Raw genomic sequence first — 13381 nt, forward strand, 5'->3', positions numbered from 1 at the left:
ATATGGCGGGCAATAGAAAGGCTACCTGAAAAATGTTTCGGCATTTTCAGGTAGCCTTTGCTATGCGCGGCGGGCTTATTGGATGCGTTCCAGCGCCTGCTGCAAATCGGCGATCAAATCGGCGCTGTCTTCCAGGCCGATGGAGAGGCGGATGAGTCCTTCGCGGATGCCGGCTTCAAGCTTGGCTTTGGGCTCCATGCGGCAGTGGGTGGTGGTCCAGGGGTGGGTGATGGTGGAGCGCACGTCGCCGAGGTTGGCGGTTTTGGAGAACACTTTCACGTGGTCGATCACCTGCCAGGCGGCGTGCTGTCCGCCTTTGAGCTCGAAGGCCACCACGATGCCGCCGGAAGCCTGCTGTTTGGCGGCCAGAGCGGCTTGCGGGTGGTCGGCCAGGCCGCTGTAATACACTTTGGCCACTTCGCCCCGGCCTTGCAGCCATTGGGCGATTTCCAGCGCCTGCGCGCTTTGTTTTTCCATGCGCAACGGCAGGGTTTCGCAGCCGGAAAGCAGCACCCAGGCGTTGAAGGGCGAGAGCAGCAGGCCGGCGGAGTTGGCATACATGGCCACTTTCTCCATCAAATCGGCTTTGCCGCACACCACGCCGCCGAGCACGCGGCCGTGGCCGTCGATGGCCTTGGTGGCGGATTGCACGGACAAATCGGCGCCGAAGGTGAGCGGCTGTTGCAGCGCGGGCGAGCAGAAGCAGTTGTCCACCGCCAGAAGGGCGCCGCAGCCGTGGGCGATGTTGGCCAGCTCGGCGATGTCGGCCAGCTCGTTGAGCGGGTTGGAGGGGGTTTCCACAAACAGCATTTTGGTGTTGGGCTTCACGGCGGCGCGCCAGGCGGCCAAGTCGCTCTGCGGCACGAGGGAAACTTCGATGCCGAAGCGGGTGAGGTGGTTGGTGATGAAGCCCATGGTGGTGCCGAACAGGCTGCGGCTGGTAATGAGGTGGTCACCGGCGCTGAGGAAGGTGAGCAGGGCGGCTTGGATGGCGGCCATGCCGGTGGCGGTGGCGATGCCGGCTTCGCCTTTTTCCAGCAGGGCGATGCGTTGGGCAAAGGCGGCCACGGTGGGGTTAGCGGTGCGCGAGTAGGTGAAGCCGGGCTTTTGGTGGGCAAACAGGGCGGCGCCGTCGGCGGCAGTGTCGAACATGAAGCTGCTGGTGATAAACAGGGCTTGGTTGTGTTCGTTGTAGCCGGTTTGCTCTTTGGCGCCGCGGATGGCTAAGGTTTGCGGGTGGAGGGGTTTGGAGTGGGGCATGATGTCTTTTCCAAGTGAATGAATGGTAAAAGGAAATACTTTTCAGGTAGCTCTTAGGGCCTTTGGGCTGAGGCTACCTGAAAAACCAATATCAAGTGAACAAAGCAATCTTCGGCCTCAAGCATACTCTTTTTGCCCGCCGCCGAAAACCCGCCCTCAGCCCAGCCACAGCTGGCGGGCGAAATTGCCAATCAAAAGACACAGCAGCGCCATAAAGCCATAACGCAACCAGCGGCTGCCGCCGAGCACGGCCAAACGCGCGCCGCAAAAACCGCCCAGTAGGTTGGCCGCCGCCAAGGGCAAAGCCCACTGCCACAGCACATGCCCGCCCGGCACGAAAAAGCTCAGCGCCGCCAGATTGGTCATCAGATTAATCACTTTGGCACAGGCGGTGGCAGTAAGAAAATCGTAGGCGAAGAAGCGCACGAACACGAAGGCCAGCAGGCTGCCCGTGCCCGGGCCGAAGATGCCGTCGTAGAAACCGATGGCCGCGCCGAAGGCCATGCCCAGCGCCGTTTCGCGGCGGGGGAGCGCGGCGGTGCGCGCCGTTTGCCCCAAATCCTTGCGCCAAAAAGTGTAGGCAAACATGGCAACCATAATCGCCAGCATGGCCGGTTTCATATACTGCACCGGCACATAGGCCACCATTTTCGCCCCGGCAAACGAAGCGGCAAACGCCAGCGCGCCGGCCGGCAGCAGCATTTTCCACGGCAGCGGCATGCGGCGGGCAAACTGCGTGGCGGCGGTGAACGTGCCGGCGAAAGAGCCCAGCTTGTTGGTGCCCAGCACAGTGGGCACGGGTGTGGCGGCCGGCAGCACGCCGAACAGCGCCGGCAATTGCAGCAGCCCGCCGCCGCCCACCGCCGCGTCCATCAGGCCGGCCAAAAAGCCGGCGGCCAGCAACAGCAGAAAAGGGATGTCCATGAGTTTCTCCGATGTTTTATTGTTTCAAACGGCAGAATGCAACGGGCTGCTTGTGAGGCATACCTGCGGTTTGCCGCACCCTCCCGCAGGAAGGTGAACAGGCTACCTGAAAATGTTAGAAGAACAAGCAAAACCCAACGGCAGCCCGGCGGTTGCCAATCAACTGCCAGCCATCCGCACACTACCGTTTTCAGGTAGCCTTTAACAGCAGCGCATGGCGCAAAGCCAACGCGCGGCCGCCCGCCGTGTTCCGCTCACAGCCGCACATTATGGCAAGCCTCATACACCGGCAGCAGGCGGCGGATGCTCTCCGCCAGCCATGCCGCGCTGTCGGTCTGCGCCAATTTCTCCCGCTCCAAATGCCGCCCGAGGCAGAGGAAATCGGCAGCGTCTTGCAGGGCAAACGCGGCGGCGGGCGCGGAGGAGACGGCGGGATAGTCGGCATATTCGCTGTCGCGGCCGTGCCAAATTTGGAAGTCGGCAAACTCATGGCGCGGGAAACCGGCCAGCGCCTGCTGGTAGCAGGCCAGCGGCAGAGTGGATTTTGCCGCGCGGTATTCGTGCCATTCCAGGCTGGCGGTGAGCCGGCGGCGGTTGAGCAGCAACGAGAGAATCACCGCCGTATCGGCATGGGCGGCATATTTGAAATAGGCGAAAAAGTGCGCACGCACCTGCCAGCCGTTGCACCAGCGCTCGATGTGCGGCGGGGCGAAACCCGCGCCCAGCTCGGAGGCTACCTGAAAAACCAGCGCCCGCCACACCTGCCACGCGGCTTTGTATTCCGCCTTGGTTTGCGCCTCGGTTTCGGGCTGGTATTGGCGGATTTGCGCAAACTGGAAGAAGGGGCGTTGGAACAGGTCGCAGCTTTGCGGGGTGAGCATGATGGGGCGGCGGGGCATGAAAAAGGGAGAGGCTACCTGAAAAACGGGTTTTCAGGTAGCCTCTTGTCATTTATATTTGACATTCCATACCGTGCGTTTTTAGAATGTCATCTATACACGACAAAATGGATAATGGATGAACACCAACCAAGTACGTGATTTGCGGCGGCAAAAGGGCTGGTCGCAGCAAGAGTTGGCGGAACGCGTGGAGGTGGCTCGGCAAACCATCAATCTGATCGAAAACAACCGCTACAACCCCACGCTGTCGCTGTGCCTGAAATTGGCACGGGTATTGGAAAGTGATTTGAACACTTTATTTTGGACGCAGGAGCAGGCGCATGAAAACGATGGGCAGCAGGCTATACAACAGGATATTTAAATTTTGGATCGGCAAATACCCGCAGGAATTGGACGAGCGGCAAATGCAATTGGTAAACGCGCATTACGCCAAATTCGGCATTGTGTGCTCTGCCCTGCTATTGGGGTTGTTCCTTGTTTGCCAGTTTGTGATTTTGGCGGGTTATCTGGCAGGATTTGATACCAACTGGCCAACTTGGCTGTTTATTATATTTCTGCCGTATTGCTATTTTGCCGCCAAATACCCGCAGCCGCTCACCATTGAATTGCAAAATCCCGCTGACTTCACCGAACAGAAAATGCGGCATCGCGCCGCACGGCGGAAAAAACCGGCATGGCTGATTGGCGCTGCCCTCGCTCTCGGCCTCATCGCTGTGGCAAAGAACCGCCTGCCCGATATTCCAGTTTGGCTGGTGGCACCATTTGCCGTGTTGGCGGCAGCAGCCTTGATGCGTGTCGAACATCAGGAAATCGGCAAAACCGAGCATACCCTGGCCGAAGAAGTGCGCAAGCAACAGGATGAATATTCCGAATAGCTTTCAGGTAGCCTCCATGAATATTGAGGCTACCTGAAAAACGGGTTTTCAGGTAGCCTCAAATTGGTTTGACGGTCATCCGAAGCAGAGAAATTCAGCACTGATGGCTTAACTTGCAGGCGCTTGTTTCTTCACCATCGCATTGCCGCCCACATTTTCAGGTAGCCTGCCGTCAAACTAGGGCTACCTGAAAACGCACTTTGCTTTTTAGCCGGCCTTCCGCTTATTTCTCCAGCGCTGCCTGCAACCTCTGCTCCAGCACGTCGCTGTCGAACGATTTGGCAATCACTTCAAAGCGGCTGTCGCGCCGCCACGCCACTTGGTTGGCGCCCCACTGCCCCTCGCTCCAGTTCAGCCACACCCAGCTGCCCAAGACCTTAAACACACCCTTGGCACGCACCAGGCCGTCGCACAGCTTGGGCAGATCATTGAAAAACTTGGTGAGCTTTTCGCCGTCGAAGCTGCTGTCGGCGGGGAAGGTGTAGCCCTGCGATTGGAAGCCCATGGTGTTGTCGGCCAGCTCCTTGATACGATAGCGGCTTTTCTCCGCCACCGGCGTTTCCAGCAGCGCGATGTCCAAATAGGCATCCTGCGTTTCCACCACCTCCGCCTTGGGCGGAAACAGCTTGGCGGCGCGGCTGCGGAACTCGGCCAGCTCCTCGGGCGAGCACATATCCACCTTGTTGGCCACCAGCACGTCGGCCACGCTCACCTGGTCGCGGTAGAGCGGCTGGTTGGCGTATTCCGGGTTTACAAACTGGCGCGGGTCCACCAGCGTAAACACGGCGCCGATGTCCAGCATTTGGTCGAAAGGCTTGGCGCGCAGCTCGTCGATCACGCTGGCCGCGTGCGCCAGGCCGCTGGCTTCGATGATGATGCGGTCGGGCTTGTTGCCGCTCACCATGCGGTTGATGGTGGTGCCCATCTGCGCGCCGGCCACGCAGCACAGGCAGCCGCCGGCAATCTCGGCCACGGGGATGCCGTTGTCGCTCAACACGGCGCCGTCGATGCCGATTTCGCCGAATTCGTTCACCACAATCACCCATTTTTCATCGGGGTTTTTCTGCTCCATCAGGTGGCGCAGGGCGGTGGTTTTGCCGGTGCCCAAAAAGCCGGACACCAAATGCACTTTTGCTTTCTTTATTTCTGACATTCTTTACATATTCCTGTTAAAACAACGTGTTCCTCTTTGAGTTTGAAACCGCGCGCCGCCACGCCCGCCCGCAGCGCGCGCCATTCTCGGCTCAGCGTTTGCTCATCCGTGGCGCCGCATTCGGTGCACACTAAAATGAAGGCGCTGTGGTGGCGGCTTTGCTCGTCGGGGCTGTGGCAATGTTCGTCGCAATCGTGGCGGGCGTGGCTGCACAGCACATAGCCGTTCACCGCAGCCACTTTGTGCAGCACGCCGTGTTCCGCCCAAAAATCCAGCGCGCGGTAGGCGGTGGGCGGCGCCACCACGCCTTTGCTGCGCTGCTGCATCTGCGCCAGCACGGTGTAGGCCTTAATCACGCCATCCTGCTGCAACACGATGTCGAGCACCTGCTCGCGCAGGGCGGTGATTTGCAAGCCTTGTGCGCGGGCGCGCTCGATAATGCTTTCTTTGTGGCTGAGTGCGGAATGGTCGGTCATGGCGACTCCTTCCCGGCGGGTTTGCGCGTTACTTGCAAAGCGGCAAAGCTTTGCGCCACGGGCATGATTTCGATGCTGTTCACGTTCATGTGCGCCGGGCGCTGATACAGCCACAGCACGGTGTCGGCAATGTCTTCGGGGCGGATGAAATCCACGTCGGCATAGAGGGCGGCGGCACGTTGGTCGTCGCCCTTGAAGCGCACGTTGGAAAACTCGGTGTCGCCGCACAAGCCTGGTTCGATATTGCTCACGCGCACGCCGGTGCCGGCCAAGTCGGCGCGCAAATTCAGGCTGAATTGGCGCACATAGGCTTTGGTGGCGCCATACACATTGCCGCCGGGGTAGGGATAGGTGCCGGCCACCGAGCCCAGGTTGATAATATAGCCTTGGTGCCGCGCCACCATGCCGGGCAGCACTTGGCGGGTGAGGTAGGAAAGGCCGATGATATTGGTCTGAATCATGGTTTGCCAGTCGGCAAAATCGGCCTGATAAGCCGGATCCAAGCCCAGCGCCAGGCCGGCGTTGTTTACCAGGCAATCTATCTCGGCGAAATTTTCAGGTAGCCCTTGCAAGGCGGCATCCACCGAAGCGGTATCGCCCACGTCCATTGCCAGCGGCAGAAAGTTTGCACCCAGCTCTTCCTGCAATGCAGCCAATTTGTCGGCACGCCGCGCCGCGCCGATCACGCGGTAGCCCGCCCCAATCAGCCTGCGGCAGATTGCCCGCCCGAACCCGGCCGAAGCGCCGGTTACCAAAATGCTCATCATCGCCCCCTGTGGTTGGTGAAAGGTGCGATAGTATAACACCGGCTGGCGCTATTTTTACTGGGGGAGTGATATCTTTTACCCCCTGACCGGGACAACAAGAAAATGGCCGGAATCCTTTAACAACGCGGATTTCGGCCATTTTACTGACTAAAAAAAATTGACAGATCTTTTTCCTAAAAGTGGTCAAAAATGGGCAGAATTTTGGTGCAGAATGGTCAGGGAATGGATGGGAGTGGGCAAAAAAGCGGAAAAAATGGGCTGGATTTAACCGGGTGTTAAACGCCGGTTAAAGGGCACGACCTAGCCATACCACCTTGCCGATGATGCTGACACTGTTATCACTGCTGTCGCCATTCTGCAGGGGTACTTCAAATGGGTCATATTCAGGGTTCGCGCTGGTAATTCGCAGGGCATGCGGTAAGCGCTGTACCCGTTTTACAAATATTTCATTACCGATCCGGAGGGCATACAGGCCGTCACTAGCCTCGGTGCGGCTGTGATTGACGAGGATGGCATCTTTGTCGTTGAGGACACCGGCCATGCTGTCACCCTTAACCATAACTACAGATAAGGTATTAAAATCTGTTGTAACAAATGCTTCCAACCAGTCGCGCCGGAAAGCCAAGGTAGATTTTGGCGGTATATCATCTGCCCATGCACCATGCCCGGCTGATAAAGCCACGTCATATAACGGGATAAATACAAACTCATCTATATCAACAGGTCTGCCTTGTACGTCAAAGGCACAGCCTTCTTTGGTCGGCTCTCCACGCTCGGCTTTTCTAATATTGTTCAATGTATTTTTCGTTTCAGCCAGCCGCTGTTGCAGCAGCCGGCGGCCTTCGTCTTGCTCGGAAACGTTATAGGATGCCTGAGGTTCTTTTAAGCGGTTAGCACCTGAGGCAAACATAGGGCCTTGCCCTGTTGCAAGCCATAACAGATTCACATTAGCTGCATCTGCAAGCCTCAAGAGGTTACTCATTTTCGGATCAGATTCGCCATCAATCCATCGTTGCGCGGAAGGGGGGCAATACCGGCCTGTCTGGCGAGCTCTGAAACATTGCCGTTAAAAATATCCAAAATTTTAGCCATTCTGTCGGCAAATTCTAGGTTCGCGTTACTCATGGAAAGTTTAACCTTTTGTTTAAAGCAAGTTTAACGTTAAACTAAACTTAAATCTACAATATAATCAGACGTATAACTAAATAATAGCCAAAATCTAAAGATTAACCTTGAAAGTTTTAAGATTTACGTTTGATATGCCGACATGTAGTTAAGACGATAACAGACAACATGTAGGTAATTTAAGATGAAAAAAAATACAGCTCAAAATCTCCAGCTTGTGTCTCAAGACTGGCATCCAGCAGACATTATGGCTGCCCTAAAAAAAAGAGGATGGACGATAAGTGCATTGGCGCGCGAGGCTAATGTACACCGCAGCACAATTTGGTGTGCTTTGCATAAACCGTACCCGAAGAGTGAGCGGCTTATTGCAGCAGCTTTGGATATGAATCCTGAGCAGATTTGGCCGCAACGATACGCTGCTCGTAATTACCATCCAGTTTTACGCCATGCTGTTAATGCTTAAGTACATTGTACGGAATAAAAACGAAAAAATCACGCTCTCAAAATCCCGCCCAGTAGATTTTTACTATGAGAAACATCAAAAAACAGCCCAAAGCCACCTCGCTCGACCATGCCATCGAGCTGGCCAAGCGCCATGCTAAAGAACGCAGGCTGCCATCCAAGGTAATGGCTGACCTGATGGGCGTGGAGCTCAAAACGTACTACCGCTGGCTACTCGAAAACACCATGCCACTTAACCGGATAGCCCAGTTTGAGGCTTTAACTGGCAGTCGCTACATCAGCGAGTATTTGAGCGTGCTGCATGGCGACCGTGTAGTCATTGAAATCCCACGCGGCCGCAAAGGCTCTACCGCAGACATTGCCAAAGTACAGAGCCAAACAGCGGAAGCCATCGCCCTATTGGCTAAATGGCACGAAGACGGCAGTGGTGTGGATGAGACCATCGAAGCCCTGACCGGTGTATTGGCCTTGCTCGCCTACCACCGCGAAAACGTCAAAAAGGCCGAAACGCCGGAGCTGATGTTTGGGGATGATTATGAGTGATTATTTAAGCGCTGGGGAATTGGTTGCTCTCCAAATAGCGGTATTGCCTAACCCGCCCTACGTCTGCACCCAGCAGGGAAACTACCGTAAGGCAGCCTACTTCGGCATGGTCGAGTTCCTGCGCCTGATGGCAATGGTAAGGCCGCCCTTCATATTCTTTTCGAGTACGCGCAGCGAGCTGCCCGCCTATCTCGACCTTGTAGCCGAGCTGCGCCTGCCCGGTTGGGAGCGTTTTGCAGGCTGCCAAACCCTGACAGTGGGCAGCACCATCAACCGCAATTCGCGCTACGATGACCACCTGATTTATAAGTTCTGACGGCGGGCTCAAGCAGGCGTGTGAAACCCCCGCTTAACAGGTCGTTAAACGGGGGTTAAAAGTGGCAAAAGAACTGTCAATTTTTTATGAGCAGGGGGCAAAAGAACTCGCCAAAAATGGCAAAAGTTCGCGCCGTTCTATTTTTTTAGCTTCGCCGCAACGATGCCGCGCTGGGTTTTCACTGCATTGAAGATTACGTTTTCACGATGTTGAAGTTGTGCTTTCAGGTAGCCTTTGCTTATTGAGGCTACCTAAAAAATCGCCCAGCCCTACTCTGGCTATCTGAAACCAGGTTTCCGCAGGAGGGCGGGTTGCTACGCCGCCCTCCCATTTTGCTTTCGCCAAACGCAATTCAGCCGGGAAAGGAAACCTTCCCGGCTGAGCTTTATTCACTTACTTGCTTACTTGGCTTAGGCCAAAGCGGCTTTGGCTTTTTCAACCAGCTGCGCGAAAGCAGCTTTGTCGAACACAGCCAAATCGGCCAACACTTTGCGGTCCAGCTCGATGGCGGCGCGTTTCAGGCCGTTCATGAATTTGCTGTAAGACAGACCGTTTTGGCGGGTGCCGGCATTAATACGGGCAATCCACAGCTGGCGGAACTGGCGTTTGCGCTGGCGGCGGTCGCGGTAGGCATATTGGCCTGCCTTCATTACCGCCTGCTTGGCAACGCGGTAGACGTTTTTACGGCGGCCGCGGTAGCCTTTGGCCAGAGCTAATACTTTTTTATGACGGGCACGTGCGGTTACACCGCGTTTTACGCGTGGCATGTTTCAGACTCCTTTATGCGTAGGGCAACATTCTGTGAACGGAAGCCACGTCGCGCTCGTTCACCATAGAGGTGCCGCGCAGCTGGCGTTTGTTCTTAGTGGTTTTTTTGGTGAGGATGTGGCGTTTGAACGCATGAGCGCGTTTCACGCCGCCGTTGCCCAGCACTTTGAAGCGTTTCTTCGCGCTGGATTTGGTTTTCATTTTAGGCATGGGAAAACTCCATCGGTTTATCGGATTAGGCATCGGGAGGCTGCCTGAAATCAGGCGGCGCTTGCAACCCGGCACCACGGTTTTATGCCGCACACAACATCAAAGCCGTTTCCCGCGTGCGGCGGAGCGGAAAACGGCGGATTATACGTTTACTTCTTCTTCGGCGCAACCATCATCACCATCTGGCGGCCTTCCATTTTGGGGAACTGCTCCACGGCGGCCACTTCGGCCAAATCGGCCTTCACGCGCTCCAGAAGCTGCGCGCCCAAATGCTGGTGGGCCATTTCGCGGCCGCGGAAGCGCAGGGTGATTTTGACTTTGTCGCCGTCGGCGAGGAAGCGGTTTACGTTGCGCATTTTGATTTGGTAATCGCCTTCGTCGGTGCCGGGGCGGAATTTGATTTCCTTAATCTGCACCTGCTTCTGCTTTTTCTTGGCTTCGTCGCGCTTTTTCGATTGCTCGTATTTGTATTTGCCGTAGTCCATCAGTTTGCAGACGGGGGGCTTGGCGGTGGGGGAAATCTCCACCAAATCCACGTCTTGCTCTTCGGCCATGGCCAAGGCTTCTTTCACGGTTACGATGCCGAGCTGCTCGCCCGTGCCGCTGATTAAACGCACTTCCTTGGCGCTGATTTCGCCGTTGATGCGTGCTTCGCGTTCTTGTGCGATGATGAATCTCCTATCAAGATGAATGGGTTGGCGCGCCTAGTTTAGCCAAAGTGGCCGGCGGCGCGCCGCTGTGCCGGCGTATCGAGCGGAGCGCCGGCTGCTCCGGAAATTTTTCAGGTAGCCTCAAAGGCGGCCTGATGTGTTTGCAATATGCTTGACTGGCAGCAATTTCCCTGCCAATTCAATCCTTTTCCTGCTGCACGTGTTCGCCCAACACAGCCACGGCATCGCGCAACGAGAGGCTGAACCGGGCGCGGACGGCTTTAATATCGGCGATGCGTTCGCCGCTTAAGTGTTCGGCAAACCATTGGCGGGCGGCTTCAGGATTGGCGCGGAACGCGGCAAGGGCGGCGCGTTCGTTACGCCTCTGCTGTATTTCGGCAGCGGCATAGGCCAACAAAGGAAGCAGGGCATAAGCGGCGTTCCCCCGCCACAGCAGGATCATCATGCCGCACAGGCAGACCAGCTTCATCCAGCCTAGAATGGAACGCTTGACCATGCCTTTCTCCTTAAATTCTGCCATGCTAATTTTTCAGGTAGCCTCTTTAAAACATCGGCAACAGGCTACCTGAAAGTGTGGGCTTCAATGAAGTTTAAAAAGCAAGCCGCTGCAATGCGCCCGCGATTATAGCAAGTTTCGCCCGCAATACGCCAAAAACCTGTGCCGCGCCGCGCAAAAGCGACACTTCCCGCCAACAGTCGGATTGTTTTGGCTTTCTTACGCAGCTGGCTGCCGCACCCAAACCAGACTGAGGGCGGGCTTGCCGCTTCCCGCTCCGCTGCAACCCGCGTTTTGCCTGCACAAACGCCCGCCCTGCCCGTTTTCACTGCATTGAAGCCGCGTTTCAGGTAGCCTTCCGCCGCATGGAGGCTACCTGAAACGCGGCTGCCATATTCACATCGTTTTGGCCTATATCAAATAATCGCCAGATAATCCCCGCCTGCCGCGCCGCCGTCTTGACCCCGTTTCGGCAAACCGCATAGCATGCCCGCCGGATTAAACGTTTCCACCCCTTCAAGCACCCCTAAGGAGCAAGCATGAAAAAACTAGCCGTATCCCTGATTGCCGCCACCCTGCTGGCCAGTGCCGGCGCTTGGGCGAAAGACATCAACGAGCCGAGCAAAGAGCCGGTAGACCGCAGCGTGCAAGTATACCGCCGCGCCGACCTGCAACGCTGGGACCGCGACCAAGCCGCAGGCGGCCAAGGCCACCTGCTCGGCCGCTTCGCCTACACCCGCCACCAAACCAACGACCAAGACGCCATCCGCGAAATCGGCTGGATGACCCTGCCGCCCGGCGCCTCCGTGGGCCTGCACAAACACGCCAACAATGAAGACGTGTATCTGATTGTGGAAGGCCGCGGCACCTTCGTGGATTCCAACGGCAAGGAAACTCCGGTAGCCGCCGGCGACATTACAATCGCCCGCCCCGGCCAGTCGCACGCGCTGAAAAACACCGGCCACCGTCCGCTGCGCTTCATCAACTTCATCGGCCAGCTGCCGAACGCTCCGGCCGCACACTAATTCTGTTTAACGGCAATAAAGGCAGCCTTCTTGGTGCGGGCTGCCTTTATTGCCGCCTGATGTTTTACACCGCACCTTTACGCTTGAGCCGAAGAGGCTACCTGAAAAAGGCTACCTGAAAACGAAAACACATTTTCAGGTAGCCCTTTTAACTTTTTCAGGTAGCCTTCCGCGCCTTTACTCCAAATCCGCCCACCATTTCTCCTGCGGCGGCTTGCCGATTTGGAACATCTGCCCGATGCGCGGGGTGGCCACCTGAAGATTCCGTTCGGCGGCGGCACGGGTGAAGCGTTCGATGGGGTCTTTCCAATGGTGGTTGGCGAGGTCGAATTTACCCCAGTGTATCGGCATCACCAGCGGCGCGCCGATGTCGGCCACGGCGCTGGCGGCTTCTTCGGGGGTTTCGTGGATAAGCGCCCAGGCTGGGTCGTAGGCGCCGTTTTCAATCATGGCGAAATCGAAGGGGCCGTGTTGGGCGATGATGTTGGCAAAATGTTTGCCGTAGCCGCTATCGGCGCTGAAATAAATGGACAATTCGGGCGATTTCACCACATAGCCGCCCCACAGGGTTTTATTGCGCTCAAACGTGCGGCCGCTGAAATGGCGGGCGGGCACGTAGGTAACGGCAACCCTGCCCACGCGGGTTTGTTCTTCCCAATCTATTTCGGTGATTTTGCTGTCGGGGATACCCCAGCGTTGTAGGTGCGCTTTCACGCCCAGCGGCACGATAAAACGCTTGGCTTTGGCGTTGATTTCGCGGATGGCTTGGTAATCCAAATGGTCGTAGTGGTCGTGCGAAATCAGCACGGCGTCGATGTCGGGCAGCTCGCCCACGGTGGGCACGTGGCTCATGGCGAAAGGCTTGCCGGTGAAGGGCACGGGCGAGGCGCGGTAGAACACGGGGTCGGTGATAAAGGTTTGCCCGCCGGTGCGGAACAATACGGTGGAATGCCCGAACCACACCACGCTGCCGTCTTGGAGCTGCGATGTGTCCAGAGCCACGGTGGGCAGGGGCTTGGCCGGGTGTTTGCCCGGGGGCGGATTGAGCATTTTCCAGCCCCATTCGAGAATGGAGGGCGATTCGTCGGACGTCATCAGCGGCGTGGGCTCGAGGTTTTCAAACTCGCTGCCGTTAAACGCTTTGGAGGCGCGGATTTTCGCCATGCTCGCCTCATCCGGCTGCCCACCGAACACGGGGTGGAATTGATAAAAAGCAAAGCCGGCGGCAGCCAGCACCACCAGCAAAATCAGCAACACTTTAAACGTTTTCAATATCAGGCGTTTCCACATAAATCGCTTTTCCGGCAAAGAAGGCAACACAAAGGGGCGGCAGTATAACCGTTTGCGCGGGCAAGATAAAACCCGTTGCCCATCATAGCGCTATCTTTCGCATAAACAAAATCATAAAATC

At 56.7% G+C, this 13381-nt stretch carries 19 protein-coding genes; 6 read left to right on the forward strand and 13 right to left on the reverse strand.

What is annotated here, in order from left to right:
• Positions 1 to 75: 75 nt before the first annotated feature.
• From metZ to LG371_RS00895, 3 genes are all read right to left on the reverse strand, one after another.
• Positions 76 to 1260: an O-succinylhomoserine sulfhydrylase gene (gene metZ, locus LG371_RS00885; RefSeq protein ID WP_225747496.1), complete on the reverse strand. Its 1185-nt coding sequence runs from the start codon at positions 1258 to 1260 to the stop codon at positions 76 to 78.
• A 156-nt stretch (positions 1261 to 1416) separates the two neighbouring features.
• Positions 1417 to 2184 carry a TSUP family transporter gene (locus LG371_RS00890; protein WP_225747497.1) on the reverse strand — a complete coding sequence of 256 codons (768 nt, stop codon included), beginning with the start codon at positions 2182 to 2184 and terminating at the stop codon, positions 1417 to 1419.
• 254 nt (positions 2185 to 2438) lie between these two features.
• The gene (locus tag LG371_RS00895) at positions 2439 to 3065 is read right to left on the reverse strand and encodes an HI_0552 family protein (protein WP_067594704.1); all 627 of its coding nucleotides are present in this window, start codon (positions 3063 to 3065) and stop codon (positions 2439 to 2441) included.
• A gap of 136 nt (positions 3066 to 3201) precedes the next feature.
• Here LG371_RS00895 and LG371_RS00900 point away from each other — a divergent pair, with 136 nt between their 5' ends.
• Both LG371_RS00900 and LG371_RS00905 read left to right on the forward strand, forming a co-directional pair.
• Positions 3202 to 3444 (forward strand): helix-turn-helix transcriptional regulator, encoded by a 243-nt coding sequence (locus LG371_RS00900; RefSeq protein WP_067594486.1) that lies wholly within the window; start codon positions 3202 to 3204, stop codon positions 3442 to 3444.
• On the forward strand, positions 3404 to 3958 hold the full coding sequence (locus tag LG371_RS00905) for a hypothetical protein (protein ID WP_156503575.1): 555 nt from the start codon (positions 3404 to 3406) through the stop codon (positions 3956 to 3958). The genes LG371_RS00900 and LG371_RS00905 overlap by 41 nt, the downstream gene beginning before the upstream one ends.
• A gap of 223 nt (positions 3959 to 4181) precedes the next feature.
• On the opposite strand, the gene LG371_RS00910 is transcribed toward LG371_RS00905, so the two are convergent.
• The 5 genes from LG371_RS00910 to LG371_RS00930 all read right to left on the reverse strand — a co-directional run bounded on the left by LG371_RS00910 (position 4182) and on the right by LG371_RS00930 (position 7479).
• Entirely contained in the window at positions 4182 to 5111 is a 930-nt protein-coding gene (locus LG371_RS00910; RefSeq protein ID WP_067594492.1) for a GTP-binding protein, read from the reverse strand.
• Positions 5099 to 5587 (reverse strand): Fur family transcriptional regulator, encoded by a 489-nt coding sequence (locus tag LG371_RS00915; RefSeq protein WP_067594495.1) that lies wholly within the window; start codon positions 5585 to 5587, stop codon positions 5099 to 5101. The genes LG371_RS00910 and LG371_RS00915 overlap by 13 nt, the downstream gene beginning before the upstream one ends.
• Positions 5584 to 6351 (reverse strand): SDR family oxidoreductase, encoded by a 768-nt coding sequence (locus tag LG371_RS00920; protein WP_067594498.1) that lies wholly within the window; start codon positions 6349 to 6351, stop codon positions 5584 to 5586. The genes LG371_RS00915 and LG371_RS00920 overlap by 4 nt, the downstream gene beginning before the upstream one ends.
• Before the next feature lie 289 nt (positions 6352 to 6640).
• Positions 6641 to 7336 (reverse strand): helix-turn-helix transcriptional regulator, encoded by a 696-nt coding sequence (locus LG371_RS00925; protein ID WP_225747498.1) that lies wholly within the window; start codon positions 7334 to 7336, stop codon positions 6641 to 6643.
• Entirely contained in the window at positions 7333 to 7479 is a 147-nt protein-coding gene (locus LG371_RS00930; RefSeq protein WP_225747499.1) for a hypothetical protein, read from the reverse strand. The genes LG371_RS00925 and LG371_RS00930 overlap by 4 nt, the downstream gene beginning before the upstream one ends.
• Before the next feature lie 184 nt (positions 7480 to 7663).
• Here LG371_RS00930 and LG371_RS00935 point away from each other — a divergent pair, with 184 nt between their 5' ends.
• The 3 genes from LG371_RS00935 to LG371_RS00945 all read left to right on the forward strand — a co-directional run bounded on the left by LG371_RS00935 (position 7664) and on the right by LG371_RS00945 (position 8800).
• Positions 7664 to 7942: a helix-turn-helix domain-containing protein gene (locus LG371_RS00935; RefSeq protein ID WP_081253534.1), complete on the forward strand. Its 279-nt coding sequence runs from the start codon at positions 7664 to 7666 to the stop codon at positions 7940 to 7942.
• 65 nt (positions 7943 to 8007) lie between these two features.
• Complete coding sequence (locus LG371_RS00940; RefSeq protein WP_064086528.1) at positions 8008 to 8484, forward strand: hypothetical protein; 477 nt, start codon at positions 8008 to 8010, stop codon at positions 8482 to 8484.
• 43 nt (positions 8485 to 8527) lie between these two features.
• Entirely contained in the window at positions 8528 to 8800 is a 273-nt protein-coding gene (locus tag LG371_RS00945) for a hypothetical protein (RefSeq protein ID WP_225747500.1), read from the forward strand.
• Between the two features lie 410 nt (positions 8801 to 9210).
• Here the strand turns inward: LG371_RS00945 and rplT are convergent, their stop codons facing one another.
• The 4 genes from rplT to LG371_RS00965 form a co-directional block, all read right to left on the reverse strand.
• On the reverse strand, positions 9211 to 9567 hold the full coding sequence (rplT, locus tag LG371_RS00950; RefSeq protein ID WP_067594501.1) for a 50S ribosomal protein L20: 357 nt from the start codon (positions 9565 to 9567) through the stop codon (positions 9211 to 9213).
• A 13-nt stretch (positions 9568 to 9580) separates the two neighbouring features.
• A complete protein-coding gene (gene rpmI / locus LG371_RS00955; protein WP_067594504.1) occupies positions 9581 to 9778 on the reverse strand; it encodes a 50S ribosomal protein L35 in 198 nt (65 codons plus the stop codon).
• A 149-nt stretch (positions 9779 to 9927) separates the two neighbouring features.
• The gene (infC, locus tag LG371_RS00960) at positions 9928 to 10449 is read right to left on the reverse strand and encodes a translation initiation factor IF-3 (protein WP_082890789.1); all 522 of its coding nucleotides are present in this window, start codon (positions 10447 to 10449) and stop codon (positions 9928 to 9930) included.
• A gap of 178 nt (positions 10450 to 10627) precedes the next feature.
• Positions 10628 to 10969 carry a hypothetical protein gene (locus LG371_RS00965; protein ID WP_225747501.1) on the reverse strand — a complete coding sequence of 114 codons (342 nt, stop codon included), beginning with the start codon at positions 10967 to 10969 and terminating at the stop codon, positions 10628 to 10630.
• Positions 10970 to 11484: 515 nt separating this feature from the next.
• Between LG371_RS00965 and LG371_RS00970 the strand changes: the two genes are divergently transcribed.
• Positions 11485 to 11970: a cupin domain-containing protein gene (locus LG371_RS00970; RefSeq protein WP_067594513.1), complete on the forward strand. Its 486-nt coding sequence runs from the start codon at positions 11485 to 11487 to the stop codon at positions 11968 to 11970.
• 177 nt (positions 11971 to 12147) lie between these two features.
• Here LG371_RS00970 and LG371_RS00975 read toward each other — a convergent pair whose 3' ends face one another.
• Positions 12148 to 13260: an MBL fold metallo-hydrolase gene (locus LG371_RS00975; RefSeq protein WP_225747502.1), complete on the reverse strand. Its 1113-nt coding sequence runs from the start codon at positions 13258 to 13260 to the stop codon at positions 12148 to 12150.
• Positions 13261 to 13381: the final 121 nt, after the last annotated feature.

This window comes from Eikenella sp. Marseille-P7795 (assembly GCF_916618725.1).
Taxonomy (GTDB): domain Bacteria; phylum Pseudomonadota; class Gammaproteobacteria; order Burkholderiales; family Neisseriaceae; genus Eikenella; species Eikenella longinqua.

Bases quoted from the DNA above. Each gene is read 5' to 3' on its own strand.
- metZ (WP_225747496.1), bottom strand. From the start codon at position 1,260: ATGCCCCACTCCAAACCCCTCCACCCGCAAACCTTAGCCATCCGCGGC.
- LG371_RS00890 (WP_225747497.1), bottom strand. From the start codon at position 2,184: ATGGACATCCCTTTTCTGCTGTTGCTGGCCGCCGGCTTTTTGGCCGGC.
- LG371_RS00895 (WP_067594704.1), bottom strand. From the start codon at position 3,065: ATGCTCACCCCGCAAAGCTGCGACCTGTTCCAACGCCCCTTCTTCCAG.
- LG371_RS00900 (WP_067594486.1), top strand. From the start codon at position 3,202: ATGAACACCAACCAAGTACGTGATTTGCGGCGGCAAAAGGGCTGGTCG.
- LG371_RS00905 (WP_156503575.1), top strand. From the start codon at position 3,404: ATGAAAACGATGGGCAGCAGGCTATACAACAGGATATTTAAATTTTGG.
- LG371_RS00910 (WP_067594492.1), bottom strand. From the start codon at position 5,111: ATGTCAGAAATAAAGAAAGCAAAAGTGCATTTGGTGTCCGGCTTTTTG.
- LG371_RS00915 (WP_067594495.1), bottom strand. From the start codon at position 5,587: ATGACCGACCATTCCGCACTCAGCCACAAAGAAAGCATTATCGAGCGC.
- LG371_RS00920 (WP_067594498.1), bottom strand. From the start codon at position 6,351: ATGAGCATTTTGGTAACCGGCGCTTCGGCCGGGTTCGGGCGGGCAATC.
- LG371_RS00925 (WP_225747498.1), bottom strand. From the start codon at position 7,336: ATGAGTAACCTCTTGAGGCTTGCAGATGCAGCTAATGTGAATCTGTTA.
- LG371_RS00930 (WP_225747499.1), bottom strand. From the start codon at position 7,479: ATGAGTAACGCGAACCTAGAATTTGCCGACAGAATGGCTAAAATTTTG.
- LG371_RS00935 (WP_081253534.1), top strand. From the start codon at position 7,664: ATGAAAAAAAATACAGCTCAAAATCTCCAGCTTGTGTCTCAAGACTGG.
- LG371_RS00940 (WP_064086528.1), top strand. From the start codon at position 8,008: ATGAGAAACATCAAAAAACAGCCCAAAGCCACCTCGCTCGACCATGCC.
- rplT (WP_067594501.1), bottom strand. From the start codon at position 9,567: ATGCCACGCGTAAAACGCGGTGTAACCGCACGTGCCCGTCATAAAAAA.
- rpmI (WP_067594504.1), bottom strand. From the start codon at position 9,778: ATGCCTAAAATGAAAACCAAATCCAGCGCGAAGAAACGCTTCAAAGTG.
- LG371_RS00965 (WP_225747501.1), bottom strand. From the start codon at position 10,969: ATGGCAGAATTTAAGGAGAAAGGCATGGTCAAGCGTTCCATTCTAGGC.
- LG371_RS00970 (WP_067594513.1), top strand. From the start codon at position 11,485: ATGAAAAAACTAGCCGTATCCCTGATTGCCGCCACCCTGCTGGCCAGT.
- LG371_RS00975 (WP_225747502.1), bottom strand. From the start codon at position 13,260: ATGTGGAAACGCCTGATATTGAAAACGTTTAAAGTGTTGCTGATTTTG.